This is a genomic window from Peptococcaceae bacterium 1198_IL3148 (assembly GCA_036763105.1).
GTDB lineage: Bacteria > Bacillota > Desulfotomaculia > Desulfotomaculales > Desulfohalotomaculaceae > JBAIYS01.
Genome location: JBAIYS010000004.1, coordinates 45,446 through 71,072, shown reverse-complemented (window position 1 = coordinate 71,072; position 25,627 = coordinate 45,446). Strand labels below are relative to the sequence as shown.

Genomic DNA, 25,627 nt, shown 5'->3' with positions numbered 1-25,627 from the left:
TACGGCCTCCTACTTCTTTTTGATTAAAAACAGTGGCTGTCCGTATTCAACTGGTTGACCGTTTTCCACTAGAATATCAACAATTTCTCCTGATACCTCGGCTTCGATTTCATTCATCAGTTTCATGGCCTCAATGATGCAAAGGGTCTGGCCCTTTGCTACCGTTTGGCCAACTTCCACAAAGGCCGCAGCATCTGGTGCCGGTGCACGATAGAATGTTCCCACCATCGGAGCACTGACAGTTTCAGCATCCACAGGCTTTGTTTCTTCTTTGACCACTGGGGTGGCAACGGGAGTTGATGAAACGGTTCCAGAAACTTCCTTAACCGGTGCATCGGTAATTTCAGGTCCACTGACAGCCAATGTTTCGCGGTTACCACCTTTTTTAATGGCTATTTTCATGCCATCACTTTCCAAAGAAATTTCTGATACTTCGGTATCATTTATAATTTTAATCAGTTCTTTCAGTTCATTAATATTCACTTTTTTAGCCTCCTTGGAACTATTAGGTTGCCCACTAGCTTTTTCTACTTTGTTTCTTTGCTTAATTTTCTGTATTTCAGCTTTGGCTTTAACCTCTAATTCACCCCGCTGACGGGCTTGGAAAAATCTTCTGGCAATTTGGGGGAACAATGCATATGATATCACATCTTCTTCCGATTTTGCCAAATCTTTTATTTCTTCTCTTAGTTTATCCATTTTTGGTTCTAATAAGTCGGCAGGACGACAGGTGATCATTTCTTTATCTCCCAGCACTTTGCGACTAATGGCAGGATCAATGGGTGCCGGAGGTTCTCCATATAATCCCTGTACATAAGCCCTGACCTCACCGGGTATCAGTTTATACCTTTTACCAGTTAGTACATTAAGCACCGCCTGGGTACCTACTATTTGACTGGTGGGTGTAACCAACGGAGGGAAACCCAGTTCTTCCCTAACCCGTGGAATCTCTTTTAGCACCTCATCCAAACGATGTAATGCCTTTTGTTCCTGTAGCTGGCTGACTAGGTTGGTAATCATTCCACCGGGAACTTGGTGTTCAAATACTCTCATGTCATTAATTCTGGTAACGCCCCGTTCGTAGCCCAGCTTTTTGCGCAGTTCTTCAAAATATTCAGCTGCTTCAAATAATAGGTGCAGTGACAAACCAGTATCGTAAGGAGTTGCTTTTAAAGCCCGCACCACTGTTTCCACTGGTGGCTGGGAAGCGCCGAAGGCCAACGGCACCGAAGCGGTGTCAATCACATCTACCCCTGCTTCGGTAGCTTTCAAATAAGCACCCACCGCCATACCACCAATATAGTGACAGTGTAGTTGCACCGGTAACCCTATTTGTTGTTTAAACATTTTAACCAGCTCATAAGCTCTGTATGGCGCTAACAAACCGGCCATATCTTTAATACAAATAGAATCGGCACCCATTTCAGCCAACTGTTGGGCGGTTTGCAAGTACTGCTCCGCTGTATGTACCGGGCTTAGTGTGTAGGACACAGTGGCCTGGGCATGACCACCGGCGGCCTTAGTGGCCTTAATGGCGGTTTCCATGTTGCGCACATCATTTAAAGCATCAAAAATCCGAATAATATCTATACCGTTTTCCACAGATTTATGGACAAAGGATTCCACAATATCGTCTGGATAATGAGTATAACCAACCAACGATTGTCCCCGCAGCAACATTTGCAAAGGTGTATTCTTAACCACCCTTTTAATTTTTCGTAACCTTTCCCACGGGTCTTCATATAAATAACGCATACACACATCAAAGGTAGCGCCACCCCATACCTCTAGGGAATGGTAGCCGATCTGGTCTAACTTTTCTAATATGGGTAACATATCTTCAGTACGCATACGGGTTGCCCACAAACTTTGGTGTCCGTCACGCAGTGTGGTATCAGTTATTTTTACACGGTGGTGTTGCATGATCAGTCCCTCCTATTTAACAATAGAAAAACTCAGGTTCTAGCAATTTACCCCTGAGCATTTTTGCAATTATCAGAATTCGTTTGCTCTTCTATATAAATTAAAATTGTTTACAACTCATTATATTACAACCCGTTATAATTGGGAACAGTTAACTTTCAAGTATACATAATGCTTTATTGTTCTATTTTGTACAATCACCAGAATTGACCAATACATATTTAATAAAATTTCAGCACATTAATAAATAAATCGACAACCAAAGGAGGGATGTTTATGGTTTGTAAAGAAAAAGAATTGCCAATAATTGATATAGAAGATAGCGATGAAAAAACTACTGCAGAATTTGAAAGCGAATCATTAGAAGATCAAGAAGAAGAATTTGATTATCGCAACTACCCTCATTTAGATATTTTCTAACTTTAGCCATTATACACGTGAAGTTGTTGTAAAAAGCAATAAGGGGCAGGTTTCCACGCCTGCCCGTGACATTCATTTATTGCTTAGGAATGATAACAATATTTTGTAGTGAAATACCAGTGTTGCGAGACACCAGTTCGGCAATTTTTGCCACATCATCAGTGGCCAATGCTTTAGATCTGACCACCACGGTGGCCACTTTGTCTTGGAGCAACACCACCGCATCTTGGTAGCCCTTGGCACGAATTAGATTTTCTATTTCCATTTCTTTGCCGATGTTCTGGCTAATGGTATACAATTGCTCTTGGGCTTTTTTTCTGGTTTCAGCATCGGCATTCTCGTTGTTGATGATTTCTCTTAACCATTCAACCTGTTGACCTCTGGTGCGCTCTCGCTCCAAACGATATTCAATAAAGAATTCTGCACTATTTTTATCAGCCTGCCCCTGTTGATTAACAACCTCCACATTTTCCTCCGTTGGTTGATGTGTTTGATGTTCGATAATGGTGGCGGTGGTGGTTTTAGCCAATATATCTTGGCCAATGCCTAAATAGCCTATGGAGAGAAGGGCCACAGCCACCATTGTCAGGGCTATTAGAATATGGCCACGTTTAGGTGCAATTATCTTCACTTTCTTCACCTCTTATTCATTGGGATTTAGGCAAAACCAAAATCTTTTGGGGCTCTACTCCTAAAGCTACCCGCACCGCTCTAAATAATTCGGTTTTAATGGCGGGATCACTGGCCCCGGTTGCCACCACCAACACTCCCGATACATTCGGTGCGGTTTCCTGCTGTAAGACCGGTATTTCTTTGCCGTCATTATCTTTAATTAATACCAGTTGTCCGGTATCATTACCCTCGGTTTGCACCCTGGTTCCGCCAGCCTGGTCTTTTTCTTCAGTGGTTTTAGTACCGGTAGAAGTATTGATGGCATATTCCGATCGAGACGAACTGGCCAAGCGAACGGTTACTTGTACATCCCCTGCCCCTTCCACCATTGCCAACATTTGTTGTAATTTATCAGCCAAATATTTTTCTTCCGCCATCATGTTTGGCTGTGAAATGGTGGTATTAATCTCTTTATCCTGACTGTCCTGCGGGCCAGCCTTTACTGGTTCTGGGGGTTCATTCTCCATCATATCCAGCGGACTGCCACCAATTAACAAGACAAAGCCAACAATAAAAGCAAATAGTAGTATCAATGTTTCGGTTTTCTTTAGTTTAAATTTCTCTAAAAATGAGTTGCCCTTATCGCTCACCTTATTAGCCCCCTTTAAAATCTATTTTTTATAAATAACCTGCACCTGATCAGGGGACAGGTTATAAAAATCTGCCACTGTACTGGAAATATTAGCTATGGCCCTTTGCACCGTTTGTGGAATTTTATCTTCTAGATCACTGCTTTGGGGGTGCTTTGTGCCCACCGCTATCTCTACCGGTTGCACCGATTGAACCCCAGATACAGACCGCTCTTTATCAGAAACGGTTAACTGTATCCATTGTAATTTACCTAAGCTACCAACTTCGCCACTGTCCAACTCCACCTGGGCATCGATTACCGACACATCTTGGTTTAAACTGGCCAATGCCAGCACTTGTTTGGCTATACCCTGTTTATACTCCTCCATAGCCCGACTTTTATAGTGTTCCGACAGGCTCTGGGCATTGGCTTGTACCTGTTCAGTGGAAACTTCGGCTATGGTAGATATTTCCGGCACCTGTAGGTGAAAGTCATAATCGATAAATTTAAAGATTGCCTGTAGCACTGCTATAATCACCAATAATCCCATTATCATCTTTACATAATCGTGCATGGCATTGGATGGCAACAGCAGTTCCAAAAAAACTGCCAACATGACAATAATGATTAAACTTTGCACCAGTTGGCTAATTTCTTGCACCACTTGTCACCCCTTTACCTAAGCATCACCGTCAGATTGCCCATACCCACAACAATGGTAATGGCAAAGAAAAACATTAACCCCACTGTGCCCACAGCACCAAATACTGTAAATAAATTATTGCCCAAAGCAGTTAAGCAATTGGCCATTTGCCCATCGCCAACGGGTTGCACCAATGCACCGGCCAAGCGAAAAACAAAGGCAATGGCAAATATTTTTACCAAAGGTAATACCGTTATCAATATAATGATCACTGCCCCAGCCAAGCCCACAGCATTTTTTATCAACAGCGCTGAACCCAACACCGCTTCCAACGCATCTGATATTGTGCCACCAATCACCGGCACAAAGGCATCGGTGGTATATTTTGCTGTTCTTAATGCCACGCCGTCACTGATGGAACCTGCCACCCCCTGCACTGCTAACACCCCAAGAAATACTGTGGAGCAAAGACCTAAAACCACCATACTGATGGTTTTCAGCAAGTCAGCCATTTTAGAAACGTTAAATTTTGTTGAGATGCCACTTAAAATGCTGAGGGCAGTGGCTAGAAATATCAACGGCAACACTATGTTTTTAATCACGGTGCCAATGACTGTTATTGATCCTATTATCACTGGTTGAAATATGGTGGCTGACGCAATCCCGCCCATGGCGGCTAACAGGGTCAGAAGCAACGGCAATAAAGCCTGCATAAAGACAACCATATGGTCAACGGCTTCCCGACCGATATTAATGGCTAAACCAAAGGTGCCCACAGCCAACGTTATCAACACCAGATAACAAACAAAATATGCCAGTTTGCCAGTGGTGGCTTTTTCAAAGGCACCCATTAGATTTTGCAGCACCGCAGTAATAATGGCCAATACCACCAACTTACCTAATAAAGATACGTTGGCCAGTACTTCGTTGAAAATATATTTAACTAATCCATTAAACAATTCACTGGTGCTCCACTCTAATTCTCCCCGGGCAAACTTTTCTACCAAACTGCGAAAATCTATTTCCGGCACTGCTTGCTGAATTTCTTCATCTAGCTGTTGCACCGCTTGTTCAATGGCACCCATATCCAATATTGAAGTGTCAATGGGTTGTCCGGCGTGATTGGGCTCCTCTGCCATGGCAGTTATAGGAAACCACAGCCCCCACAACAAAGTACAAATAAGAAATATTTTATTTAACATTAATCCCTCCTACGCTGGTACAATCTTCATTAAAGCCTGCAACACCGCGACAATAATTGGTACTGCCAATACCAATACCAGAATTTTGGCAGCAAACTCCACTTTGGTAGCCAGCGCCCCTTCGCCGGAATCGCGGCAGATTTGGGCCCCGAAATCTGCTATGTAAGCGATACCAACAATTTTAAGGATTGTTCCCAGATAAGCCATGCTGATATTGGCTTGGGAGGCCAAGTCCTTGAGGACTTGAAACACTGAGCCAATGTGGCCCAACACCATAAAAAAAATTAACAAGCCAGCAGTTAAACTGAGCAACACTCCTATTTCCTTATAGCCAAATTTGACAATGCTGGCCAGTATGGTGGCTACCAGGGCTATCCCAACAATTTGCAAAATCTCCATCGGATCCACCCTCAAAAATCAATTAAAATAAATTAAACACTGATTTAACTTCTGTTAAGAACGAACCTAGGAACTGCACCACCATAAAAAGTATTGCTACCACACCACCCACAGCGGTCCAAGTGGCAACCTCTTCTTTACCAGCACCCTTTAACACTGTGTGCAACGCTGCCAAAATAATACCAATACCCGCTATTTTAAAAATGATGTCAATGCCACCCATGGCCAGGCCCCCTTTAAATAAAAATAATAATTATGGTCAAACCACCTAAAAAGCCAAGGTAGTTGTACAGCTTAACATTTTTTACTGCTTCTTCCTCAGCCTTAGCAGCCTCAATTTTCAACTGTTCCATAGCCAAGTGGAGATGTTTGACCTGATCTTCACGATCTGAAATACCCAAATTGGCCCCCAGGTTTTTCAGCACCGTCAGATCACTGTTATTAATGGCACTGTTGCGGTAATACTGCCCCACCGCATCTTCCCATGCTTCCCGGGCGGTTATGCCCTCACCATTTAACAAGTGAGCCTGGGTAGTCTTAAATAGTGGGGCCACACTTTTTTGGCAGCGCAGGCCCACCGTTTCCAGCGCTTCGGGAAGCGGGGTGGCACCATAGGTTATTTCAGTTTCTAACATTTGTAACGCAGATTGCAGATACCGCAAGTCTTTAGGTCGTTGTTGATACCTGCGGGCCACAGAAAAACCGGCATAGCCACAGGCTAATAATATTAAGATGGCACCAATGAGTTTCAGCATTTTTTCACCTCAATTACTTGCTCCACCGTTCCCACACCATTACTGCGCCCCAAAAAAACCAGCCGCTCTATCACCTGCATTTTCATTAACTGTTGCAATGCCGGTCGGCGATTTAATTCTTCTAATGTGGAACCGTGTACCGTAGTTAAAATTTTAACTCCGGCATTAAAGAGTTCTTCTAAAGCCTCCACATCTTCCATACGGCCAATTTCATCGGTAGCTATAATTTGTGGCGACATGGACCGCAATAACATCATCATGCCAGCAGCTTTGGGACAGGCATCCAACACGTCGGTCCGGATTCCAATATCATGCTGTGGCACCCCTCGGTAACAACCAGCTATTTCCGAGCGCTCGTCCACCACACCTACAGTGGTTCCGGCAAAATTTACACTGGGTATGCCATTGGATAATTGCCTAATGATGTCCCTTAACATGGTGGTTTTGCCACACCGGGGTGGCGAAACCAGAATGGTATGATAAACATTACCCTTGGGGGAAATTAAATGTTTAATTAATTTATCAGCGGCACCCAGCACCTGGCGAGACACCCTGATGTTAAATCCAGTGAGGTATTTAAGGGTTTTTACTTGTCCCCGTTCTGAAACCACCCGGCCGGTAATACCCACCCGGTGACCACCCGGTAGCGTAATATAACCGTTTTTCAGTTCTTCCTCCAGCGCGTATATTGAAGAATTACTGACCAATTGAGTGGTACGATTAATATCGTCCTCGTTGATCAAATAACCCTCTTCATGGTTTGTGGTTAATGCACCTTGATGATTTAAAAAGCAATCTTGGTTATGAAACCCTAACATCATTGGTCTGCCCTGCCGCAAACGAATTTCTTCCAATTGATTTAACAATACCTCCGGCAACCGTTGGATCGCTGAGCGCAGGTGTACTGGCAATACAGCCAGCGCCCCAGACACTGAACCACTTATTTGGTTTAGTTGGGATTTCCTAATTGTAGATAAAGCGGTACTAATTGCGCACATAGGGCTTCCCTCCTCAGGTATATATTTATGGCTACAGCAAGTAAAATATTCCCATATTATTTAGCAAACCCGGTGTTGACAGCTTTGTAATCGTAGTGTACTATTTGACTATAACACTGATACAATAATACACTGTAGGGGGAATTTATTACATGGATGCGTGGTTAAATTTAATCAAAAAGGAATTCCGCATGACTAGAGCTTCTCTGTTGGTGACATTGGGAGCGCTAATCATCATTGGACTTTGGTTGATGTACCTATCACAAAAACATAGTGTTGCAGTTATTTTGGCCCCAGTAGTGCTGTCATTATGGGTTGCAGCATTTTTACCAGCCGGTTTTATGTTGTACAGCGTAGACCAAGAATTAAAACACACGCCCAACCTTTGGCTTCATTGCCCCCAACCGGCTTGGATGCTAATCTCAGCCAAGTTGATTGTCAGCATAATGGCAACAGCCCTGTTATTATTGATAGAGGCTGCCTTTATTTATTGGGCTCTGTTCAGTATTGATAACCTAACACCGGCAGGTGTAGATAAACAAACGGCATTTATGTTTATTACTGAGGTTGGTGCCTATGTGGCTTTGGGTGTCATTGCCATCAGCATCTACATGTCGTCCTGGGCGACATTGATCGCAGTGGCAACCGCCACCGCCCGCAATATACTGGGACGTCTCAAATGGTTGGCCGGTATAGCAGTTTTCATTATCGCCACCTGGGGCATGGCCAAATTTCAGGAATCAATACTATTTCAAATGCTGACTGAATGGGGGGCATTTACCATACCGATTCGCACCCTAGGCCAATTGATGCCAGCGGAAGCTCACCTTTTTAATGGGGTACCTATTTATACTGGACAAATTGTCTTTGCAGTTGTTGTAACCATTGCTGTGTATGCCCTATCCGCATGGCTACTGGACAACAAAGTTGAGGTGTAGTCAATGAGTCAACCATTTAATACCACTCAACCAATATATCTGCAAATTATCCAACGCCTTTGCCATCAAATAACCCGTGGTGAGATGGGGGCAGGGGATAAACTGCCATCGGTGCGAGAACTGGCGGTTCAAATGGGCGTCAACCCCAACACCGCCCAACGGGTTTACGCGGAATTAGAGAGGATGTCTGTGGCTGAAACCCGTCGGGGATTGGGTACTTTTATCACTGAAAATGAAGAACGGTTAAAGCAATTGCGCGAAGAATTAATGAAGGAACAAATTAACAACTTTATAACCGATATGAAGGAAATGGGCTTTACACCGACGGAAATAGTGGCCGGTGTGCGCAAAGCCCTTGAACAAAATTAGAAAGAGGTGCCTAAAGATGTCTGAACATATTGTAGAATTAAATAATGTCACTAAGAAATACTCACGCCAGTTGGCTTTAGATAACGTCAGCATTAACTTACCCAGTGGTAAAATTATTGGCCTAGTGGGCCCTAATGGCAGTGGTAAATCAACGATGTTAAAGCTAATTACCGGACTTTCCCATCCCACCAAGGGCCAAGTGAAGGTGATGGGCAAAAAAGCTAATAGAATGATCGCGTCAGACGTGGCCTACCTATCTGAACTAGACGTACTTTACAACTTTTACACAGTGGCAGAAACCATCCAGTATTACGCCGGCATGTTTACTGACTTTGATATAGCTAAAGCCAACGAAATGCTCAAATTTATGCAATTAGATGCCAATAAAAAAGTTAAAAGTTTATCCAAGGGTAATCGTGGTCGGTTAAAAATTATTTTAGTATTGTCAAGAAATGTACCGTTAATCTTAATGGATGAGCCTCTGTCGGGATTGGACCCTTTGGTGCGGGATTCAATCATTAAATCGCTAATTTCTTATTTAGATTTGGATAAACAGACCGTTGTAATGACTACCCATGAGATAGCTGAAGTTGAACCTATATTAGACATAGTGGTGGCTATTCATGATGGTCATGTAAAAGGGATGGCTGAAGTTGATGATATTCGCAGCACCTATGGTAAAAATTTGGTGGATTGGATGAAGGAGATTATGTAAAAAGGTGGTGATTTTGCAATAGTGAGCGATGTATGGATGAGCAGTGCCAAACTAAGCGAAGGGTGCTGGCGGAGGCGGGCCGTGCATAGGACGTGCGCGGCTGGCAACTGAGTCATGGATGGCGAATTTTTAAATTAAAGAAGCCTCTACCGTTATAAAACGATAGAGGCTCTTTTTGAGGGAAGTTATACCATGCTTTGCTCTGCTTTCTGAATGGCTAATTTCACAAAGTTACCGCACTGTCGGGAAGATAATTCACCGTAGTCGTTCCCTTTGATTTTATGGGCCACACCCATCTCTTGGGCCAATTCATACTTTAGAGCGTCACTCATCAACTTTGCCATGAACAACCCCCCTTAACTATAGAATGACCTTCTATAGTCTACTTTATTATTTTTTCTCGAATTCCAATTCATATGGCCAAGCGTTATAGCCACCCTCTAGAATTAGAACCTTTTCAAAGCCTGCGCCTTTAAGAATTCTAGATGCTTCATAGGCACGGGAACCCATTGCACAAATAGAAATCACTTCTTTATCCCTTGGAATCTCACTAATCCGTTCGCGGATATCCCCTAGGGTCACTTGCATTATCCGGTCATCCTCAAAATGCTTAGCCTGATACTGTTCTGGAGTACGCACATCCAATAACAACAGGTCGTCACCATTTTCTAATCTATCTTTTAATTCTTTAGCTGTGATGGTTTCAGCCAAGCCTTCCAGCTTGTTGCCGATAAAGTTGGCGGTATGCACAACTGGGTCAATGGGTGCGTTAAAGGGTGGTGCATAGCCTAAGTCTAAATCAAACAGATCGTCTACTTTGGCACCAAAGTTAATGGCAGTGGCCACCACATCAATACGTTTGGCAACTTCCGCTTTACCAATGGCTTGGGCACCCAGAATACGCTTGCTGTCGGCATCGGCAATTACCTTCATGAACATCATGCCATGGGCTGGGTGATAGTGGGTACGGTCAAAGGCGGCATGTAAAGCAGTAATTACGTTATAGCCTAGGTTTTTAGCTTGTACTTCTCCCAGACCAGTGCGAGCAACGTTCATTTCAAACAATTCTGCCACGCCAGTGCCCAATACACCTTTAAATTTACTAGTGCCGCCAGTAAGGTTGTCACCAACCACCCGGCCTTGACGGTTAGCATATGTAGCCATTGGGGTATATACTTTTTTACCGGAAACCAGATGGGTATTTTCTACGCAGTCACCGCAAGCATAAATATAGGGATCACTGGTTTGTAAGGATTCGTTTACTACAATGGCCCGGGTCTCGCCTATTTCCAAACCAGCATCTTGAGCCAATTTAACGTTAGGGCGAACACCTACCGCCATCAATACCATTTGACATTCGATTAAGCCCCGCTGTTCGGTAACTACACCCTTAACATTGCCTTCTTCATCGCCTTCAATTCTTAGTACTTTGTCGCCAAGGGCCAGGTCCACATCTTCACTTCTCATATGCTGCTCTACTTTTTCAGCAACGTCAGCATCAAGCATACCAGGCAAAATATGTGGTTGTGCTTCTACAATGGTTACATCCACCATCTTATTAAATAGTGCATCTGCACCTTCCAAGCCGATAAGGCCGGCACCAATGCAAACTGCTTTTTCAATTTCACCTTTATCCACCAGATCCCGAATTGCTACAGCATCGCTTGGATGACTGAGCTTGTATACACCCTTTAGATCACGGCCTTCGATTGGTGGCACAAATGATTCGGCACCGGTGGCCAGCACCAATTGATCGTATGGAAATACCATTTCTTCACCGGTTTTCAAATTAACCGCTTTAACTTCTTTTTTAGTCCGGTCAATGGCCACTGCTTCTGTGCTGGTATAGAGTTTTACACCCTTTTCTCTGCCAAAGTATTGAGCATCACGTTTTACACCATATGCAGTGCTAACTAAATGACTGTAGTCCTGGATCATACCAGAAATAAAAAACGGCATACCACAACCAGCGTAGGAGGTAACTTCACCGCGTTCTAACATTACAATTTCGGCATGTGGATCACGACGACGCGCACGGGCAGCAGCCTTAGGACCAGCAGCAACGCCACCGATAATAACAATTTTTTGCTGTGAACTCATCTTTGTTCCCCCATTTCTATTAATAACATTTGGATATAACCCCAAAATTTAAACATATATCCAATACATGTACTATTTTATTTGATCATCACAACTTATTCAAGAGCTTTTACTACAAATACTTTATAATTTTCTGAACTAAAAAACTAGTAATACTTTATGCATAGCAAAAAGGGGTGAAAGATACTGATCTCCCACCCCTTTAACTTTAATTAATTTTAAAAACTAGTCCTCTTGGTAAGCACTGATTAACTCTTCGCCCTCATCTGCCGATGTATAGCAATCATCATTAATAAAAACCACGTCATCACAGTTTGGGCAAATAACTTCGATTGTATCTGAATCTTCCAGTATATCTGAATCAAACATTACCGTTTCACCACAGTTGGGGCAATCAACCTCCACAAATTCATCACATTCTTCCCCACAGTCACAGAAACCCTCGTCTTCGTCGTCATACTCTTCATATACCTCATCTTCCAGTGCATACAGATCTTCGTCTACTGTTTCAATATAGTCTTCCAACTGATCTTGGCCAATTTGCAGTTCTTCAATTTCTTCGGCAAAATCAGTTAATACATCAATAATTCCCTGTAGCAACTTACCCTCTTTGCCGTTCTCATGTAAATCCAATCCATCAGCTAGGCCCTGAAGGTAAGACACCCGTGCCCTTAAATCACTCATTGCTTAACCCCCTTAATTTAATACCATCTATAGCAAATGCTAGTATATTATGCCTCCATGGGGGGCTTTTTAAACAATATTCTTTTGATATTAAGCTCTCTTAATATATTGACCGGAACGGGTGTCAATTTGTAGCACATCGCCAACATTAATAAAGAAAGGAACGTTTACCACTGCACCTGTTTCTAAAGTTGCTGGCTTACCACCACCAGAAGCGGTGTCACCTTTAATACCAGGTGATGTTTCCACCACCTCTAGTTCCACATAGTTGGGCAGATCTACACCAATTGATTCCCCTTTAAATGTTAGATTGGTGATGGTCATATTTTCCTTTAGGTATTTAATGGCATCACCCAATTGTTCTTTAGACATGCCGAACTGATCATAGGTTTCCATATCCATAAAGTAATAGTCTGTACCGTCATTGTACATATATTGAACCTCTTTGCGTTCCACCCGCGCCTTAGGTAATTTTTCGCCAGCATTAAAGGTTTTATCTACTACAGCACCTGTACGTAAATTTCTTAATTTTGAACGCACAAAAGCTGCCCCTTTACCTGGTTTTACATGTTGAAATTCCACCACTTGATAAACATCACCGTCTATCTCAACGGTTAAACCTGTTTTAAAATCGTTAGTTGAAATCATGAGTTCTCCTCCTTTTAGAAATATTGTATTTTTATATAATTAGTAAATGGTCCTTAGGAGTCTGGGTTAATATACGATAACCGTTCTCCGTTACCAAAACACTGTCTTCAATTCTAACACCACCCCAACCCGGTAAGTAAATTCCTGGTTCAATGGTAATCATCATACCGGGCTGTAGGATTTCTTCGCTTTGAAAAGATACTCTGGGCCCTTCGTGGATGGCCAATCCGATACCATGACCAGTGCCATGACCAAAATACTCCCCGTAACCATAGTGCTCAATTACATTTCTGGCAGCCAAATCCACCACCGAGGCGGGAACTCCTGGTTTAACTGCATCCAGGGCTGTTAATTGTGCCTCCAGTACAATGTTATATATGTCCAATTGTTTTTGATTGGGCTGACCCAAAACAAAGTTTCTGGTGATATCGGAATAATAACCTTGATATACCGCACCAAAATCGATGGTCACCATTTCCCCCGGCTGTAAGGTTTTATCGGTGGCCACTCCATGGGGTAAGGCTCCCCGCGGGCCAGAGGCCACAATGAAATCAAAGGCTCTATTTTCAGCCCCCAGTCGACGCATGGCAAATTCCAACTCCAACGATACTTGTTCTTCGGTCATGCCGGGTTTAACTTGTTGCGTAAGTTGCGCCCAACCTTGGTCAGCAATTTCCACAGCCCTTTCTATTAACTGCAATTCACTCTGGTCTTTAATCATTCTTAAATCTTCGGTAATACTTTTTACTGCAATTAGATTAATACCAGCAAGTTTGGCCGCCAGTTTAGCATAACTTTCGTAGGTAACAAAATCTGTTTCAAAACCTACCCGGGTAGCACCGGCCTGTTGAAGGGATTGCAGCAACTTTTGGTAATAATCATTACCAATTTGAATTACTTTAAAATCCGGACATTGCTCTTTGGCTTGTTCTATATAGCGGAAATCTGTATAAATGTAAGCATTTTGGTTATCAATCATCAAATTGGCGGTAGTACCGGTAAAGCCACTTAAATACCTGCGATTTTCAGGCCTGCTGACAATCAGGGCATCAATATTATGCTGTGTAAAAGCAGCTCTCAATCTGATCAGTTTGTCGTTCATTAATTTTGCCTCCATTGTTGTGCCAAGGTCACTGCCGCCCTTAAGCCCAGTAAGTAACTATCTACCCCCAGACCCATTATTTGGCCGGATGCCACTGGCGCAATGACTGAATGACTACGAAATTCCTCCCGCCGGTGAACATTGGATAAGTGAACCTCAATTACCGGCAACTTTATGGCTGCCACCGCATCTCTAATGGCGTAACTATAATGGGTGTAAGCACCTGGGTTAAACACCACTGCATCACAGTCGTCAATTGCTTGATGCAATTTGTCTATTAGTATTCCCTCATGATTGGATTGAAAGCATTCCAATTTAATGTTAAGTTCATCGGCCAATTGCTGCAGTTTTTTATTAATATCTGCCAACGTCAGTAAACCGTATACATCTGGCTCTCTTTTGCCCAACATATTCATATTTGGGCCATGTAATACCAATACTTTCATTTTTTACACCTTCCTAAACCGAAATTATTCTACCATAATATGAAAATGCCTTCAATTACTATTGAAGGCATTTTCATATTAGTTTGAGCACAAAGCTATAATTAGTAGTAAATTTATGTTACCACTTAAAAAATGCAATTCAAATTTTGAATTCTGAATGATGAATTCTGCATGGCTAGTTTTAAAAAAACAATTCAAAATTCCTAATTCATAATTGTCTTTATTTCCCGCTTACCGTCATTTGCGCTATGCGTATTGTGGGTGCACCTCTGCCACCAAAAAATTGTAGATCACTGCCCACAGCATCAACGGCACCGAGCAATTCCATGACGTTACCGGCAATGGCTACACCACGCACTGGCTTAGTAAGTTCGCCATTTTCAATTAATATGCCAGCGGCCCCTAGGGAAAAATCTCCCGAAATGGGGTTGGCAGTATGCATACCCATTACTTCTGTAATATATATCCCTTTGCTAATTTCTTGAATAATTTGGCCTGCACTGGTTTGGCCCGGCTCAATGAAAAAGTTAGTTGTGCCCACTTCCGGTGTAGACTTAAAGGAACTGCGCACTCCGTTGCCGGTGGATTTAGCACCTTCCTTGGCTGCGGTATATGTATTGTGCAAATAACCCTGCAGCACTCCATTTTGGATAAGCACTGTTTTCGATGTGGGCACACCTTCGCCATCAAAGGGAGCCGATGCAATCCCACCCGGTAGGGAACCATCATCAGTAATGGTAATATGTTTTGCAGCCACTTCTTTACCAACTTTACCAGCAAACAACGACCTGCCCTTTTGTACAGCATCACCGGTTAATGCCGGTGCTAACAATCCCAGAAAGCTGGTGGCCACATAGGGGTCAAGCACGACGGCCATCCGTTGAGTGGGAATAGGTTTAGCACCCAACATGCGCACCGCCCGTTCCGCGGCCTTTTTACCCACTTTAACCGGATCTAACTCCTTATATTTTAGATTGTAGTCAATGGCGAAGCCAGTTTGGCTGTCTTCACCCTCTCCGGCCACCAGAGCCACATAAATTCCACTATAGGCCCCTCTATAGGATGTTGATAAACCCTTGGAATTTACTATAGAAACTTCAACTTCGCCATCAGAATAAGATGAACTTTCAATTATTTTAACCCGTGGATCATAGTTTTTAGCTGCCTGCTCCATATCAATGGCCAGTTGGATTTTTTGCTCCACAGTGGCGCTATTTATATCTGGATCATATAAATCTAGCTGGGGATACTGGGTGGCCAACTCTGGCAGTGTATAATACTCATCTTGTTCAGTATTGCTGGCATTTGCCAAGGCCTCCTTTGTCAATTCTGCAACACCGTTATCTGACAAATCAGTACTAAAGGCAAATCCAACTCTTCCGTTATTAATTAACCTTAATCCAATACCCCTATCCTCTGCCAACTTCATTGTTTCAACCGCACCATCACGAACTTCAATTGACAATTCTTTAGAGCGCACCATATAAGCTTCAGCCATAGCTGCACCTAGCTTTGCTGCATTTGACACTACATTTTCTACAATAGCTAAATATTTATCTTCCATTATGCTGGTACCTCTCCTTTCCCAGTATACACATAAGTATAATTCAATAGCAGACAAAATATTCCTTTTTAATCAGATAAAAAAATTCACCCAAAATGCCGGGTGAACTAATGAACCATCTTTTCGGTTGTTAAAGCAAATAGTTTACGAGCAGTGACGGGGCATAAATCCTTAACAGATGACTCGACAATTAAGTTGGGATCCAACAAGGCTAAAATCGCCACCCGCTCGCCTGAATCCTGATTGGTGTAAAAACCCAGAACACAAAACTGCATATCTTCACCGTACAATTTTTTCATTACGATATCGCCTATCTTCACCCATAACCCCCCTAAATGGCGACGGCCACCATCTGGTCTTTAATGTACAATATGCCCCAATAGAGGCAGGTGTGTATGGTATTACTTTGAATTCCCCGGGGATGAAATTGGAGGAATTTATATATAATTGAGATTATTGGCGCTATATGAGTTATATTCATTAATTTAGAACATATTTACTCATCTTGGTATTACCGGCATATTGCTCTCTTTAATTATAATAAGATATGATAATTAAAATATAGTTTGTAGAGGTGAATGATAATGTTAAGTTTTGCTATTTTTTCCGGTGTCATTGGTGGACTAGGACTACTTGCTTTCTTTTTAGGTTGGACAAAAAACGGTTACAGCAACAGTGCAGACGGCCTACGGGAAGGTCGCACATTGCGCGGTTAATGATGTCTTAAGTTAAAATCCCTCCAAAATTTACGGAGGGATTTTTCTTTTTACACCAGAGAATATAAAAAAGAGTTTTGGGGTATCATTTTACCAAGATTAATTTCCCACTTGAACATATCCACCCTTTATTTTACTGGACCACGGTCCAGTTTTTTTTTGCAGTCAGAATAAACAACAACAAAGAATAAGCCCTTTGCCACTAAATAAGTCAGCGGCCAAGAGCTTATTGGACTTAAATTCGCCGAATCCGTTTTATTTGGGCATTGCCATCATCATGGGCGGTGCCGCCCACCACTATTTCCGGTATCCGCATGGTTGGCTGTGCATCCGACACCGGCACACCTTGACCGTCTTTGCCACAGGTGCCTATGGCAAAGCCAATGTCTGTGCCAACCATGTCTACAATTTTTAAAACTTCTGGTCCGTTACCAGTTAACGTGGCACCCCGTACCATATCACCAATTTCACCATTTTGAATCAGATAACCTTCGGCAACATCGAACACAAAATCGCCGGTGGTGGTGTTAACTTGACCGCCACCCATCTTTTTTACCAGCAGACCACTCTGAGTCTCTTTAATGATCTGATTGGGATCATCTTTGCCGGGAGCTATGTATGTATTGGCCATTCTGGGGATGGGCTTATCTTGATATGACTGTCTACGTCCGTGGCCATTGGGCTTACAGCCCTCTTTACTGGCAGTCAGGCGGTCGTAAATAAAATCTGTCAACACACCATCCTTAATTAGCTCCACTGGTCGAGAAGCTACCCCTTCATCATCAAATCGGTATGAACCATATTTATCCGGTATGGTGGCATCATCCTTCACCGTCACCACTGGCGAAGCCACCAGTTGACCCTTTTTACCGCCATAGACCGATAGTCCCCTTTGCACCAAGTCCGCTTCTAAACCATGGCCGCAGGCTTCGTGCACCATTGTTCCTCCAGCTTCTCCGGCCATGACACAGGCCATTTTCCCTGCGGGGGCAGGTTTGGCATCCAACATTTTAACCGCCCGACTGGCAGCGGTCTGGGCAAATTCTTCTGGATCAAATTTATCAAATAACTCAAAACCCGCCATGCTGCCCACGGCATCATAACCTGTTTGAATGGTGTCACCATCGGCAGCAACCGCATTAATCATCAATCTAGTCCGGATCCGTTCATCCTCTACATAGTCACCATTACTATTGGCGATAATTACTTGTTGTACAGTGTCGCCATACCCCACAATGACTTGTTTGATCTTTTGTTGATCCACTGAGCGGGCAGCCTTCTCTGCAGCCTTTACCACCGCTACCTTTTGATCGGTGGTTACATCTTCAGGCCGTTTAGTAATCTTAAAATCCACAGTGGGTTGTAATTTAGTTAAATCAAAATTATAGTCTCTTTTTCCACCCTTAGCAGCGTGGCTGACCAACTGAGCTGCCGCCAGTAAACTTTCTTTGCTTAAATCATTGGTGTAACCATATGATGTGTTCTCCCCGGAAAGTACTCTAATGCCTGCGCCCGCCTCGTAACCAGACTGTACCCGTTCAATCCGTCCAGCTTCCATGCCGACACCAGTTACTCTTTTATACTCGATAAAAACATCAGCAAAGTCACCGCCATTGGCTAAAGCCGCTTCTAAAATTTCTTGTACTGTTTTTTTATCCATATATTTAAATGAACACCTACCTCTCGGAGCCTTAATTAATATATTAGACCGATGCTAGTTTATTGTCCACCGTTTTGCTGGTTATTATGCAAATAATGGTACTCCGTTGCTGGAACAAATCCATTACTTCTGCCTACCGGTCCGTTTGTTTCAATCTGCATCCGAACCTCGGGGTTAACATTAGAGTATAGCGAGAGTGTCAGCCTAGTGTTTACTCTCCCACCACTTTCTACTATATTTTGGTCCGGTTCAATTGTAAATTGAGTTATTTCACTGAAATTTGCCAATTCATTGATATTCTCTAACCACTGTATGTATGCCAATATATCAGAAAAATCACCGCTCACACCGATGGTTATCGGTAACTGTAGGTAAATATCACAATCTATCACCTTTTGGGCCACTATTTCTTTGATTGTCACTCGGTGGTTGTTGGCCCCCTCTGCCAATTTAACATATAATCCGCCATCAATTAGTTCCATATTAAAGGACCGCTGCAAATTCTGCAATTGATATCGGCTTGCAAACAGTTTATTTTGTTCCACTATTAATTCTTCATTAATTTTTGTTAGTTGGTCACACCTTTTGATAGTCTGTTCAATATCATCACAAAGTCGCCGATACTCATTGATCTGAGGCACTAATAGATAATAAAGCAATGTTAAAAGTATTAAACCCCCAAGGATAGCCAATAGTGATTTTTCTCTGGTGGTAAACCTATTCAATGTTATCACCCCCAGAGAAAGTAACCGAGATCTTAAAGGTTAACAATGGGGGTGTTGCTGGTGAATCCAATTCTTTAGCATAATCAAGGTAAACCCCGCTGAAATAGGTTAGCTGTTGTAAATTATAGATAAAAACTCCAATGGATGATAGATTGGTACTGTTGCCGTTAAAAACCAGCAACTGATTTGGCAACTCATCATCCTTTGCTTCAATGGTTGATAAGCTAATGGCCGTAAACCATGTATCGGTAGGCAAACATTGGTTGACATCGTTAAGCAAGTCATGCCAGTTAATATTATTGCTAATTATTTGCTGCAGTTTATTGATAACTTCTTCATTTTGCTGCCGCTCTTTTTGGATTTGGACTAATTTTTTTGTGGCCAGCTCCCCGGTGCTGGCCTCCTGCCGCAACGAAGTTAGCATTTGTTGCTTAAGGTGAATGTCAATGACCAGAAAAATATAACTACCAGCAATGAAACACCCTAATAAAGCCACCGTTAGCATCCGCATCAGCCGCTGCTTATTAATTGCCGGTTGGGGTTGCAAATCTCGAGGCAGTAAATTTGTTTTATACATCAATGCCCAACCCCTCTCAATGCCGAGCCAATGGCAATGGAATAGCTGGCCAGGTCGATATTTTTATTATTTGCTTGTTCACCCATCGGTAAGTTCGGTCGGCCAATTTCAACCTTGATGTTCAACCCTTGGTTTACAACCTGTGCTATGTCTGACATTCCACTGATCTCGCCAGTAAGAATAATCTGTTTTATTGGATAGTTACTTTGTTGTACCTGGTAGATTGCTAAATAACGTTCCAGTTCGTTGATTAAGTTTTCTTTACTAAACCGGATAGAACGGACATGTTGAATAATGTTCTGCCGCACCACAACCAATTGGGCGTGGTCAACTTCTAGGTTGATAATAAGAACACTATCATTGGGGTTGATTGGCAAATTACCATACAGGCGCCATAGGGCATAATAGGGGATATCAATGACCGTCAATTTTATACCGGCCATTTTAAAGGCCTGATAAAATAAAAGCACCTGCTGGCGAGGTGCGGCAATTAATAAAACTTGCATTAAGCCCTGCTTATCTGCCTGGTTATTCAAAACCGTATGGCGAATAACCCAATCCGCTGTCTCATTCGGTAACAATTCGGCAGCTTCATAAAACATGTTGGTTTGCAATTCACTGTCACTCATTTGAGGTACCATCACAATTCTGGTAATCAGTTGTTCCCCATTTAAGGTGGCAGTAACAGGTTGGCCTTGATAGTTAATTTGGCTAAAAACCTCAGCCAGTGCCACCGCTAATGCTTCTGTATCCATTTCATTTATATCAGCAGTTACGCTGGCTAAGCCAATAATTTCCGGATACCCACGTTTTAACTTTAGTTGGGTTATCTTAACGCTATGTAGCCCGATATCCACTCCAATTAAGCTATCACCCTTAAAAAGCCATGAAAGTTTCAAAATACTCACCCCTAAGTATTAGAAACAAAAACCGGATATAATTCTTTCCAACCGGTTATTTTAACCTCGGTTAATGGCCCTACTCTTATCAGTTCCGCCGTCACCACCAAGGTTTTTTGAGCTTGTCGATAAACTCCTTTGGACGTTATCTCTACCCTAAGCTTTACTTCAGTTTCAATCTCTGTTTTAGTTAGCGTTTTAATCTTTATACTTTCTATAACTCCATCTTTAACTTTATCTGAAAAAAGCATTGGTTCTGTTATCAGCCACTGGGTGGTTCCTGGCACCCACTTGCTCCAGTCAACATCCTGTTGCAGTTTTGTCAATGCTAATTCAATTCCTCCATCGGCAATGTAATAGGCTTGTATTTTTTCTTTAACTAACAAACTGTCTGTGCGAGCATTGAAGGATATATATAAACCAGTGGTGGCGGATATAGAAACAACTGCCATTACCACCATGGTTAACAACAACAAATGACCACGTTGGTTATTTACATACATAATCCCACCCACATTCTATTTTTAAGGGTTTGCAGTACGCAACGTCACCGCACTGGTTAAAGTTGTATCCTTTATCCCCGGCATGCTGCCAATGAGCTGTATTTTAACTCTCACCACTGACCCAGCAGGTGTGCCAGCGCTGATTTGTTCGCCGTTGACATCAAAATATTCTATCCTTAAATATTTAACATGGCTAGCAATGGGCAAACCTACCCCTCTATAACTTCTGCTCAATTCACGTTGTTGATCAACATAGTACCGAACCAAATTTTTATCACAGATAAAGGTGAGCACTCTGTCATCCTTATCGGGCTGATACCCCAACTGATTATCAGCAAACCTTAGTTGATCACCGGTTAAAAGCTCCCGGGTAATCTTGTCCATGCCAATGGCTAAACTTTGCTGTAGCTCATTTTCTTGCTTGCTGGTTTGTAGCATGATATTTCCTTGAATCATAAAGGTAAGAATACAACCCATTAATACCGCCGCGATGGTGGTTGCCGTCATTATTTCTAATAACGTAAAACCTTGCTGGTGACAATACCTGTTCATACAATCACCTGTTTGCTTTGTACATAGTTAGGAAAATTTCTTCGTTATATACCGCTGGGGGATACTGAAAATTAATTGTCACTACTTTAAGAACATCGTCATTAGCGGTTACCAAAATTCTATACCGCCCGTCCTCCACCTCTATCCAATTGGTGGCAGTAACCGCATTAAAATCCACGGCCTTCTGCTCTTCTAAAATACTTTGAGCCCTATACAGTCCCTGGGTTTCGGATAAACTGGCCTTTGATAGGTGTTTAGTTTGCAAGTAAAGGTTAGTTAACGGCACCAGTACCACAATAATTACTGTCATTGTCACCACTGTTTCCAACAGCGTCATGCCCCTTTTGTCAGCAAACACTTTATTATTAACACCTCGCTATTCAAGTTTATCACTAACCCGCACCCGACCAGTGACACTGGCCACAATAACATACTTTATTTTATCACCCGAAGACAGTAAGATGTGACCACCTATGGGAGTGGGAAGTCCCCTGGCATTAATGCGCAATGTATGTCTATATGAAGAATCATTGTTAAAATAGACATAGGAAATTTTCACCCCATTTGGCACATAACCTGTGTTCAACACTTTGGTACCCAACACCGTTTGATAATAGCCATTATTGAGATAAAATCTAATTTGATATGAAGGGCTTTCGGTTGCCAGTGCCAATTGCTGTACATGCCTAATATCACTGGCAATCTGAACCGCCGCAGATTCTAAACGCTTTTCATGTAGGTGATTATGATAAGTGGGGGCCGCCAACATCAACAAAATAGCAACGATGGCCATAGTGGTGGTTAATTCGATCAGTGAAAAGCCCTGGTGGCAATTAATCATTCTTTTCATGAGTTTATGGTGTTGTGCCGGTTAGCGAAGATGATTGCTTCATACCGTTTGTGACCGGTTTAGCTTGATCCTTTAATGGCTCTTGACTAGCCTCCGATGCCACTATGTTGTCAGCATCATTAGCCCCTTCTTCTGGACCCTCTGACCACAAATAATATTCGCTAAAACCCTCATTTACACAGTAATAATATGCTCTGTCCCAAGGGTCTTTCATAGGGTTATCAGAATTACCCCATCCCGTTAGCCCATTATCCTCCATTAGTTCTTTAAAATCATTGGTTGTGGGGTACTTACCATTTTCCAACTTATAAAGTTCCACCAAATTTTTAACAGATTTTAAATCTGCCACCGCTCTACCAATTTTAGCCCGCTCAATTTGTCCGGAAAAATTGGGAATGGCAATGGCGGACAAAATGCCAATGATCACTATTACCACCATCAATTCCACCATAGTAAAACCCTGTTGGTTTTTTCTAATGCCCAGTAGCTTTTCCAACATCTCTCCTCACCTCTAAATCAAAAACTTGCCGCTGCTCCCAGACTTTTAAATATTGGCAGCATGATAGCTATTAAAATAATGCCGACAATCACGCTGGTAATGAGCAGTAAAATTGGCTCCATTAATGGCGAAATTTTAGATATGGCGGCACTGACATCCCGTTCCTCCACCGTGGCAATCAGGGCCAACTGTTGATCCAGTTGACCACTCTGTTCACCAATGGCAATCATTTGAACAACCGTTTGATGGAATAGATTACTCTTGCCCAGCGAACCTGCCAGCGTGTCACCACGTTGCAGTGCCATTAGGGCGCTATCCACAGCTTGGGCAAACATCACATTGTCCACCACATTCCTTACCAAAGTTAATGCCTGTATAAGTGGCACTCCCGAACGGAGCAACAGTGCCAGAGTATGGCAAAATCTGGCAATCAACATTTTGTGGTAAATCCTACCAACTATAGGCAATTGCAGTAGGTACCTGTCTTTGATTTCCTTTAGCAGCTGGCCATTATTATAGACTTTGAAACCGCATAATAGTGCTGCAGCAATCAGCAAAAACAACAGGTACCAATAACCCACCATAAAACTGCTGGTTTTAATCAATACCCGGGTAATTAATGGCAATTCCAAATTAAATTGATTGAGCATGTGCACATAATTGGGCAGCACAAAGGTCAGCACAAACATCACCATCATGGCGGCCAACACAACAATAAACAATGGGTAAACAATTGCTGATTTAACTTTCCCTTTGATTTCCTGTTCCCGATCCAAATAATCAGCCAAATTGTACAATACATTATCTAACCGGCCACTGTGTTCCCCTGCCTGCACCATGCTGACCACAATATTGGGGAAAATATCCGGTAAATGCTTCATGGCGGTGGCCATTGGCTGACCGTTACTAATGCTGTCCCTTACTGTGCTGATGCCCCTTTGTAATGGTTTACTAATTAACTGGCTTTCAAGGACATTTAAAGCACTGATAATCGGCACTCCCGCCTGCAATAATGTGGCCAATTGGCGACAAAATGCCGCCAGCTCTCCGGTGGATACCTTACCGGCCGGTGACATCCCCCGGGTTACAGTCTTTAACTTGGTGATATATAACTGTTGTTGTCTCAACTGACTAACTGCCGTGGTCATTTTATCGGCCTCTATGGTACCTTCATGGACATTGCCGTTAATATCCTTAGCTCGATAAATAAAAGTCCGTTTCATCTATCAACACCACAGTTAAATAAATATTGCTAACATTCTATCTATTGCGTGTTATTCCTTCCTTTAATCTTGAAATTATTCAAAAAATTGTTTAATCAGAAATTGAATGACTTGGGTAAATAAAAAGAGGCCCTGCGGCCCCTTTACAACATTTTTTCCAACGACCCTGGGTCAGCAGCTCGATTAATCGCTTCTTCCCGGGAAATTATTTGGTTTATAGCCAACTGCCGCAAACAAGCATCCAGTGATTGCATGCCGTGTTTGGCTCCGGTCTGGATTTGAGAAATTATTTGATAGGTTTTTCCCTCTCTAATTAGATTGCGTATGGCGGGTGTTGCCACCATCACTTCTAACGCCGCCACCCGACCGGGTTTATCTATGCGGGGAATTAGTTGTTGTGCCAGCACCCCTAGGACGGTATTGGCCAACTGCGCGCGAATTTGTGGTTGTTGATGCGGTGGAAACACATCAATAATCCGGTCGATGGTCTGGGCTGCACTGGATGTGTGCAACGTACCAAAAACCAAGTGGCCGGTTTCAGCCGCGGTGATGGCAATGCTAATGGTTTCCAAGTCCCTCATTTCTCCCACCAGAATAACATCGGGATCTTCTCGCATTGCCGACCGCAGGGCGTGGGCAAAACCCTTGGTATCTCTCCCCACCTCCCGCTGATTGACGATGCTCCTTTTGTGAGTATGCACATATTCAATTGGATCTTCCAGTGTGATGATGTGTTGACAATAATGATTATTAATATAATCGATCATGGTTGCCAATGTGGTGGATTTACCGCTACCGGTGGGCCCGGTCACCAGCACCAATCCCCGTGGTTTCTGGCATAAATGGGCCAAAGTATCGGGTAACCCCAACTGCTGAAAGGAAAGGATATCGGCATTTATCAATCTAATGGCCAAAGCGGCACTGCCCCGCTGTTTAAAAGCATTTACGCGAAATCTACCGCCACCGGGGATCTCATAGGGAAAATCTATGTCACCGGTTTCAATAAATTTTTTATACTGATGCTGATTCATAATTTGTTTAGCCAGCTGTTCAGTGTCTTCTGGGGATAGTTTAGCAACACTATTTGTGTCCAAGCCCAGCATGTTGGCCATTTCCAGCCCATCCAAAGGCATTAATATCCCATTTAACCTAAATATCGGGGCAACACCTACAGTAATGTGCACATCAGAAACCTGGTTTTTCATGGCCAGGGTCAGCAATTCATCAATCTGCCACATATTTTCATTCCCCCACTTCTGCTACTTAAGATCATG

The 25,627-nt window shown here is 42.8% G+C and carries 33 protein-coding genes; 5 read left to right on the top strand and 28 right to left on the bottom strand.

Translation table 11 applies throughout. The features are described 5' to 3' along the window. Positions 1-9: 9 nt before the first annotated feature. A complete protein-coding gene (locus V6C27_05580) occupies positions 10-1,923 on the bottom strand; it encodes an oxaloacetate decarboxylase subunit alpha (protein MEG6615898.1) in 1,914 nt (637 codons plus the stop codon). Between the two features lie 276 nt (positions 1,924-2,199). Between V6C27_05580 and V6C27_05575 the strand changes: the two genes are divergently transcribed. Continuing rightward, on the top strand, positions 2,200-2,343 hold the full coding sequence (locus V6C27_05575) for a hypothetical protein (protein ID MEG6615897.1): 144 nt from the start codon (positions 2,200-2,202) through the stop codon (positions 2,341-2,343). 76 nt (positions 2,344-2,419) lie between these two features. Here V6C27_05575 and V6C27_05570 read toward each other — a convergent pair whose 3' ends face one another. Genes V6C27_05570 through spoIIIAA form a run of 8 tightly spaced genes read right to left on the bottom strand, consistent with a single transcriptional unit; the run spans position 2,420 to position 7,583 of the window. Beyond that, entirely contained in the window at positions 2,420-2,974 is a 555-nt protein-coding gene (locus V6C27_05570) for a SpoIIIAH-like family protein (protein ID MEG6615896.1), read from the bottom strand. Positions 2,975-2,990: 16 nt separating this feature from the next. Beyond that, positions 2,991-3,605, bottom strand: coding sequence for a hypothetical protein (locus tag V6C27_05565; protein MEG6615895.1), 615 nt, complete (start codon positions 3,603-3,605; stop codon positions 2,991-2,993). A gap of 21 nt (positions 3,606-3,626) precedes the next feature. Next, positions 3,627-4,247 carry a stage III sporulation protein AF gene (spoIIIAF, locus tag V6C27_05560; protein ID MEG6615894.1) on the bottom strand — a complete coding sequence of 207 codons (621 nt, stop codon included), beginning with the start codon at positions 4,245-4,247 and terminating at the stop codon, positions 3,627-3,629. A 14-nt stretch (positions 4,248-4,261) separates the two neighbouring features. After that, entirely contained in the window at positions 4,262-5,431 is a 1,170-nt protein-coding gene (spoIIIAE, locus tag V6C27_05555) for a stage III sporulation protein AE (protein ID MEG6615893.1), read from the bottom strand. 9 nt (positions 5,432-5,440) lie between these two features. Next, complete coding sequence (gene spoIIIAD / locus V6C27_05550) at positions 5,441-5,830, bottom strand: stage III sporulation protein AD (GenBank protein MEG6615892.1); 390 nt, start codon at positions 5,828-5,830, stop codon at positions 5,441-5,443. 22 nt (positions 5,831-5,852) lie between these two features. Further along, positions 5,853-6,053, bottom strand: coding sequence for a stage III sporulation protein AC (gene spoIIIAC, locus V6C27_05545; GenBank protein ID MEG6615891.1), 201 nt, complete (start codon positions 6,051-6,053; stop codon positions 5,853-5,855). Positions 6,054-6,066: 13 nt separating this feature from the next. Beyond that, positions 6,067-6,585: a stage III sporulation protein SpoIIIAB gene (gene spoIIIAB, locus V6C27_05540; GenBank protein ID MEG6615890.1), complete on the bottom strand. Its 519-nt coding sequence runs from the start codon at positions 6,583-6,585 to the stop codon at positions 6,067-6,069. Next, positions 6,579-7,583, bottom strand: a complete 1,005-nt coding sequence (gene spoIIIAA / locus V6C27_05535; protein ID MEG6615889.1) for a stage III sporulation protein AA — start codon at positions 7,581-7,583, stop codon at positions 6,579-6,581. The genes spoIIIAB and spoIIIAA overlap by 7 nt, the downstream gene beginning before the upstream one ends. 152 nt (positions 7,584-7,735) lie before the next feature. On the opposite strand from spoIIIAA, the gene V6C27_05530 reads away from it, so the two are divergent. From V6C27_05530 to V6C27_05520, 3 genes are read left to right on the top strand one after another with little or no spacing between them, the layout of a single operon-like run. Continuing rightward, the gene (locus V6C27_05530) at positions 7,736-8,521 is read left to right on the top strand and encodes a hypothetical protein (GenBank protein ID MEG6615888.1); all 786 of its coding nucleotides are present in this window, start codon (positions 7,736-7,738) and stop codon (positions 8,519-8,521) included. A gap of 3 nt (positions 8,522-8,524) precedes the next feature. Continuing rightward, on the top strand, positions 8,525-8,890 hold the full coding sequence (locus tag V6C27_05525) for a GntR family transcriptional regulator (protein MEG6615887.1): 366 nt from the start codon (positions 8,525-8,527) through the stop codon (positions 8,888-8,890). A 16-nt stretch (positions 8,891-8,906) separates the two neighbouring features. After that, a complete protein-coding gene (locus tag V6C27_05520; protein ID MEG6615886.1) occupies positions 8,907-9,605 on the top strand; it encodes an ABC transporter ATP-binding protein in 699 nt (232 codons plus the stop codon). A 185-nt stretch (positions 9,606-9,790) separates the two neighbouring features. On the opposite strand, the gene V6C27_05515 is transcribed toward V6C27_05520, so the two are convergent. The 8 genes from V6C27_05515 to V6C27_05480 form a co-directional block, all read right to left on the bottom strand. Next, complete coding sequence (locus V6C27_05515) at positions 9,791-9,949, bottom strand: small, acid-soluble spore protein, alpha/beta type (GenBank protein ID MEG6615885.1); 159 nt, start codon at positions 9,947-9,949, stop codon at positions 9,791-9,793. 46 nt (positions 9,950-9,995) lie between these two features. Beyond that, positions 9,996-11,705: an FAD-dependent oxidoreductase gene (locus V6C27_05510; protein ID MEG6615884.1), complete on the bottom strand. Its 1,710-nt coding sequence runs from the start codon at positions 11,703-11,705 to the stop codon at positions 9,996-9,998. Between the two features lie 225 nt (positions 11,706-11,930). After that, the gene (locus tag V6C27_05505) at positions 11,931-12,389 is read right to left on the bottom strand and encodes a CD1247 N-terminal domain-containing protein (protein MEG6615883.1); all 459 of its coding nucleotides are present in this window, start codon (positions 12,387-12,389) and stop codon (positions 11,931-11,933) included. Positions 12,390-12,479: 90 nt separating this feature from the next. Further along, the gene (gene efp, locus V6C27_05500; GenBank protein MEG6615882.1) at positions 12,480-13,037 is read right to left on the bottom strand and encodes an elongation factor P; all 558 of its coding nucleotides are present in this window, start codon (positions 13,035-13,037) and stop codon (positions 12,480-12,482) included. 31 nt (positions 13,038-13,068) lie between these two features. Further along, entirely contained in the window at positions 13,069-14,139 is a 1,071-nt protein-coding gene (locus V6C27_05495) for a Xaa-Pro peptidase family protein (GenBank protein ID MEG6615881.1), read from the bottom strand. Continuing rightward, positions 14,139-14,585, bottom strand: a complete 447-nt coding sequence (gene aroQ, locus V6C27_05490) for a type II 3-dehydroquinate dehydratase (protein MEG6615880.1) — start codon at positions 14,583-14,585, stop codon at positions 14,139-14,141. The genes V6C27_05495 and aroQ overlap by 1 nt, the downstream gene beginning before the upstream one ends. 220 nt (positions 14,586-14,805) lie before the next feature. Continuing rightward, on the bottom strand, positions 14,806-16,149 hold the full coding sequence (locus V6C27_05485) for a TldD/PmbA family protein (protein MEG6615879.1): 1,344 nt from the start codon (positions 16,147-16,149) through the stop codon (positions 14,806-14,808). A 107-nt stretch (positions 16,150-16,256) separates the two neighbouring features. Beyond that, a complete protein-coding gene (locus tag V6C27_05480) occupies positions 16,257-16,469 on the bottom strand; it encodes a sporulation peptidase YabG (GenBank protein ID MEG6615878.1) in 213 nt (70 codons plus the stop codon). A gap of 264 nt (positions 16,470-16,733) precedes the next feature. Between V6C27_05480 and V6C27_05475 the strand changes: the two genes are divergently transcribed. Further along, positions 16,734-16,865 carry a hypothetical protein gene (locus tag V6C27_05475; GenBank protein ID MEG6615877.1) on the top strand — a complete coding sequence of 44 codons (132 nt, stop codon included), beginning with the start codon at positions 16,734-16,736 and terminating at the stop codon, positions 16,863-16,865. Between the two features lie 235 nt (positions 16,866-17,100). On the opposite strand, the gene V6C27_05470 is transcribed toward V6C27_05475, so the two are convergent. The 11 genes from V6C27_05470 to V6C27_05420 form a co-directional block, all read right to left on the bottom strand. Then, positions 17,101-18,525, bottom strand: coding sequence for a TldD/PmbA family protein (locus V6C27_05470; GenBank protein MEG6615876.1), 1,425 nt, complete (start codon positions 18,523-18,525; stop codon positions 17,101-17,103). 59 nt (positions 18,526-18,584) lie between these two features. Continuing rightward, positions 18,585-19,250 (bottom strand): type 4a pilus biogenesis protein PilO, encoded by a 666-nt coding sequence (gene pilO / locus V6C27_05465; GenBank protein MEG6615875.1) that lies wholly within the window; start codon positions 19,248-19,250, stop codon positions 18,585-18,587. Further along, positions 19,243-19,827 carry a PilN domain-containing protein gene (locus V6C27_05460; protein MEG6615874.1) on the bottom strand — a complete coding sequence of 195 codons (585 nt, stop codon included), beginning with the start codon at positions 19,825-19,827 and terminating at the stop codon, positions 19,243-19,245. The genes pilO and V6C27_05460 overlap by 8 nt, the downstream gene beginning before the upstream one ends. After that, positions 19,827-20,726, bottom strand: coding sequence for a pilus assembly protein PilM (gene pilM, locus V6C27_05455; GenBank protein ID MEG6615873.1), 900 nt, complete (start codon positions 20,724-20,726; stop codon positions 19,827-19,829). The genes V6C27_05460 and pilM overlap by 1 nt, the downstream gene beginning before the upstream one ends. Positions 20,727-20,737: 11 nt before the next feature. Beyond that, positions 20,738-21,229, bottom strand: coding sequence for a hypothetical protein (locus V6C27_05450; GenBank protein ID MEG6615872.1), 492 nt, complete (start codon positions 21,227-21,229; stop codon positions 20,738-20,740). 21 nt (positions 21,230-21,250) lie between these two features. After that, the gene (locus tag V6C27_05445) at positions 21,251-21,781 is read right to left on the bottom strand and encodes a prepilin-type N-terminal cleavage/methylation domain-containing protein (protein MEG6615871.1); all 531 of its coding nucleotides are present in this window, start codon (positions 21,779-21,781) and stop codon (positions 21,251-21,253) included. 4 nt (positions 21,782-21,785) lie between these two features. Beyond that, positions 21,786-22,139 (bottom strand): hypothetical protein, encoded by a 354-nt coding sequence (locus tag V6C27_05440; protein ID MEG6615870.1) that lies wholly within the window; start codon positions 22,137-22,139, stop codon positions 21,786-21,788. Positions 22,140-22,157: 18 nt separating this feature from the next. Further along, positions 22,158-22,631 carry a prepilin-type N-terminal cleavage/methylation domain-containing protein gene (locus V6C27_05435; protein ID MEG6615869.1) on the bottom strand — a complete coding sequence of 158 codons (474 nt, stop codon included), beginning with the start codon at positions 22,629-22,631 and terminating at the stop codon, positions 22,158-22,160. A gap of 4 nt (positions 22,632-22,635) precedes the next feature. Then, on the bottom strand, positions 22,636-23,130 hold the full coding sequence (locus V6C27_05430) for a type II secretion system protein GspG (GenBank protein MEG6615868.1): 495 nt from the start codon (positions 23,128-23,130) through the stop codon (positions 22,636-22,638). 17 nt (positions 23,131-23,147) lie between these two features. Continuing rightward, positions 23,148-24,353: a type II secretion system F family protein gene (locus tag V6C27_05425; GenBank protein MEG6615867.1), complete on the bottom strand. Its 1,206-nt coding sequence runs from the start codon at positions 24,351-24,353 to the stop codon at positions 23,148-23,150. Positions 24,354-24,496: 143 nt separating this feature from the next. Then, a complete protein-coding gene (locus tag V6C27_05420; GenBank protein MEG6615866.1) occupies positions 24,497-25,591 on the bottom strand; it encodes a type IV pilus twitching motility protein PilT in 1,095 nt (364 codons plus the stop codon). Positions 25,592-25,627: the final 36 nt, after the last annotated feature.

Coding starts and splice junctions, on each gene's coding strand:
- aroQ (MEG6615880.1), bottom strand. CDS start 14,585: ATGAAAGTATTGGTATTACATGGCCCAAATATGAATATGTTGGGCAAA.
- V6C27_05420 (MEG6615866.1), bottom strand. CDS start 25,591: ATGTGGCAGATTGATGAATTGCTGACCCTGGCCATGAAAAACCAGGTT.
- V6C27_05525 (MEG6615887.1), top strand. CDS start 8,525: ATGAGTCAACCATTTAATACCACTCAACCAATATATCTGCAAATTATC.
- V6C27_05460 (MEG6615874.1), bottom strand. CDS start 19,827: ATGTATAAAACAAATTTACTGCCTCGAGATTTGCAACCCCAACCGGCA.
- spoIIIAE (MEG6615893.1), bottom strand. CDS start 5,431: ATGTTAAATAAAATATTTCTTATTTGTACTTTGTTGTGGGGGCTGTGG.
- V6C27_05430 (MEG6615868.1), bottom strand. CDS start 23,130: ATGTTGGAAAAGCTACTGGGCATTAGAAAAAACCAACAGGGTTTTACT.
- V6C27_05450 (MEG6615872.1), bottom strand. CDS start 21,229: ATGTATGTAAATAACCAACGTGGTCATTTGTTGTTGTTAACCATGGTG.
- V6C27_05445 (MEG6615871.1), bottom strand. CDS start 21,781: ATGAACAGGTATTGTCACCAGCAAGGTTTTACGTTATTAGAAATAATG.
- V6C27_05470 (MEG6615876.1), bottom strand. CDS start 18,525: ATGGATAAAAAAACAGTACAAGAAATTTTAGAAGCGGCTTTAGCCAAT.
- V6C27_05580 (MEG6615898.1), bottom strand. CDS start 1,923: ATGCAACACCACCGTGTAAAAATAACTGATACCACACTGCGTGACGGA.
- spoIIIAB (MEG6615890.1), bottom strand. CDS start 6,585: ATGCTGAAACTCATTGGTGCCATCTTAATATTATTAGCCTGTGGCTAT.
- V6C27_05515 (MEG6615885.1), bottom strand. CDS start 9,949: ATGGCAAAGTTGATGAGTGACGCTCTAAAGTATGAATTGGCCCAAGAG.
- spoIIIAD (MEG6615892.1), bottom strand. CDS start 5,830: ATGGAGATTTTGCAAATTGTTGGGATAGCCCTGGTAGCCACCATACTG.
- V6C27_05485 (MEG6615879.1), bottom strand. CDS start 16,149: ATGGAAGATAAATATTTAGCTATTGTAGAAAATGTAGTGTCAAATGCA.
- V6C27_05435 (MEG6615869.1), bottom strand. CDS start 22,631: ATGAAAAGAATGATTAATTGCCACCAGGGCTTTTCACTGATCGAATTA.
- efp (MEG6615882.1), bottom strand. CDS start 13,037: ATGATTTCAACTAACGATTTTAAAACAGGTTTAACCGTTGAGATAGAC.
- V6C27_05575 (MEG6615897.1), top strand. CDS start 2,200: ATGGTTTGTAAAGAAAAAGAATTGCCAATAATTGATATAGAAGATAGC.
- V6C27_05425 (MEG6615867.1), bottom strand. CDS start 24,353: ATGAAACGGACTTTTATTTATCGAGCTAAGGATATTAACGGCAATGTC.
- V6C27_05495 (MEG6615881.1), bottom strand. CDS start 14,139: ATGAACGACAAACTGATCAGATTGAGAGCTGCTTTTACACAGCATAAT.
- spoIIIAC (MEG6615891.1), bottom strand. CDS start 6,053: ATGGGTGGCATTGACATCATTTTTAAAATAGCGGGTATTGGTATTATT.
- V6C27_05520 (MEG6615886.1), top strand. CDS start 8,907: ATGTCTGAACATATTGTAGAATTAAATAATGTCACTAAGAAATACTCA.
- spoIIIAA (MEG6615889.1), bottom strand. CDS start 7,583: ATGTGCGCAATTAGTACCGCTTTATCTACAATTAGGAAATCCCAACTA.
- V6C27_05510 (MEG6615884.1), bottom strand. CDS start 11,705: ATGAGTTCACAGCAAAAAATTGTTATTATCGGTGGCGTTGCTGCTGGT.
- V6C27_05505 (MEG6615883.1), bottom strand. CDS start 12,389: ATGAGTGATTTAAGGGCACGGGTGTCTTACCTTCAGGGCCTAGCTGAT.
- V6C27_05530 (MEG6615888.1), top strand. CDS start 7,736: ATGGATGCGTGGTTAAATTTAATCAAAAAGGAATTCCGCATGACTAGA.
- V6C27_05475 (MEG6615877.1), top strand. CDS start 16,734: ATGTTAAGTTTTGCTATTTTTTCCGGTGTCATTGGTGGACTAGGACTA.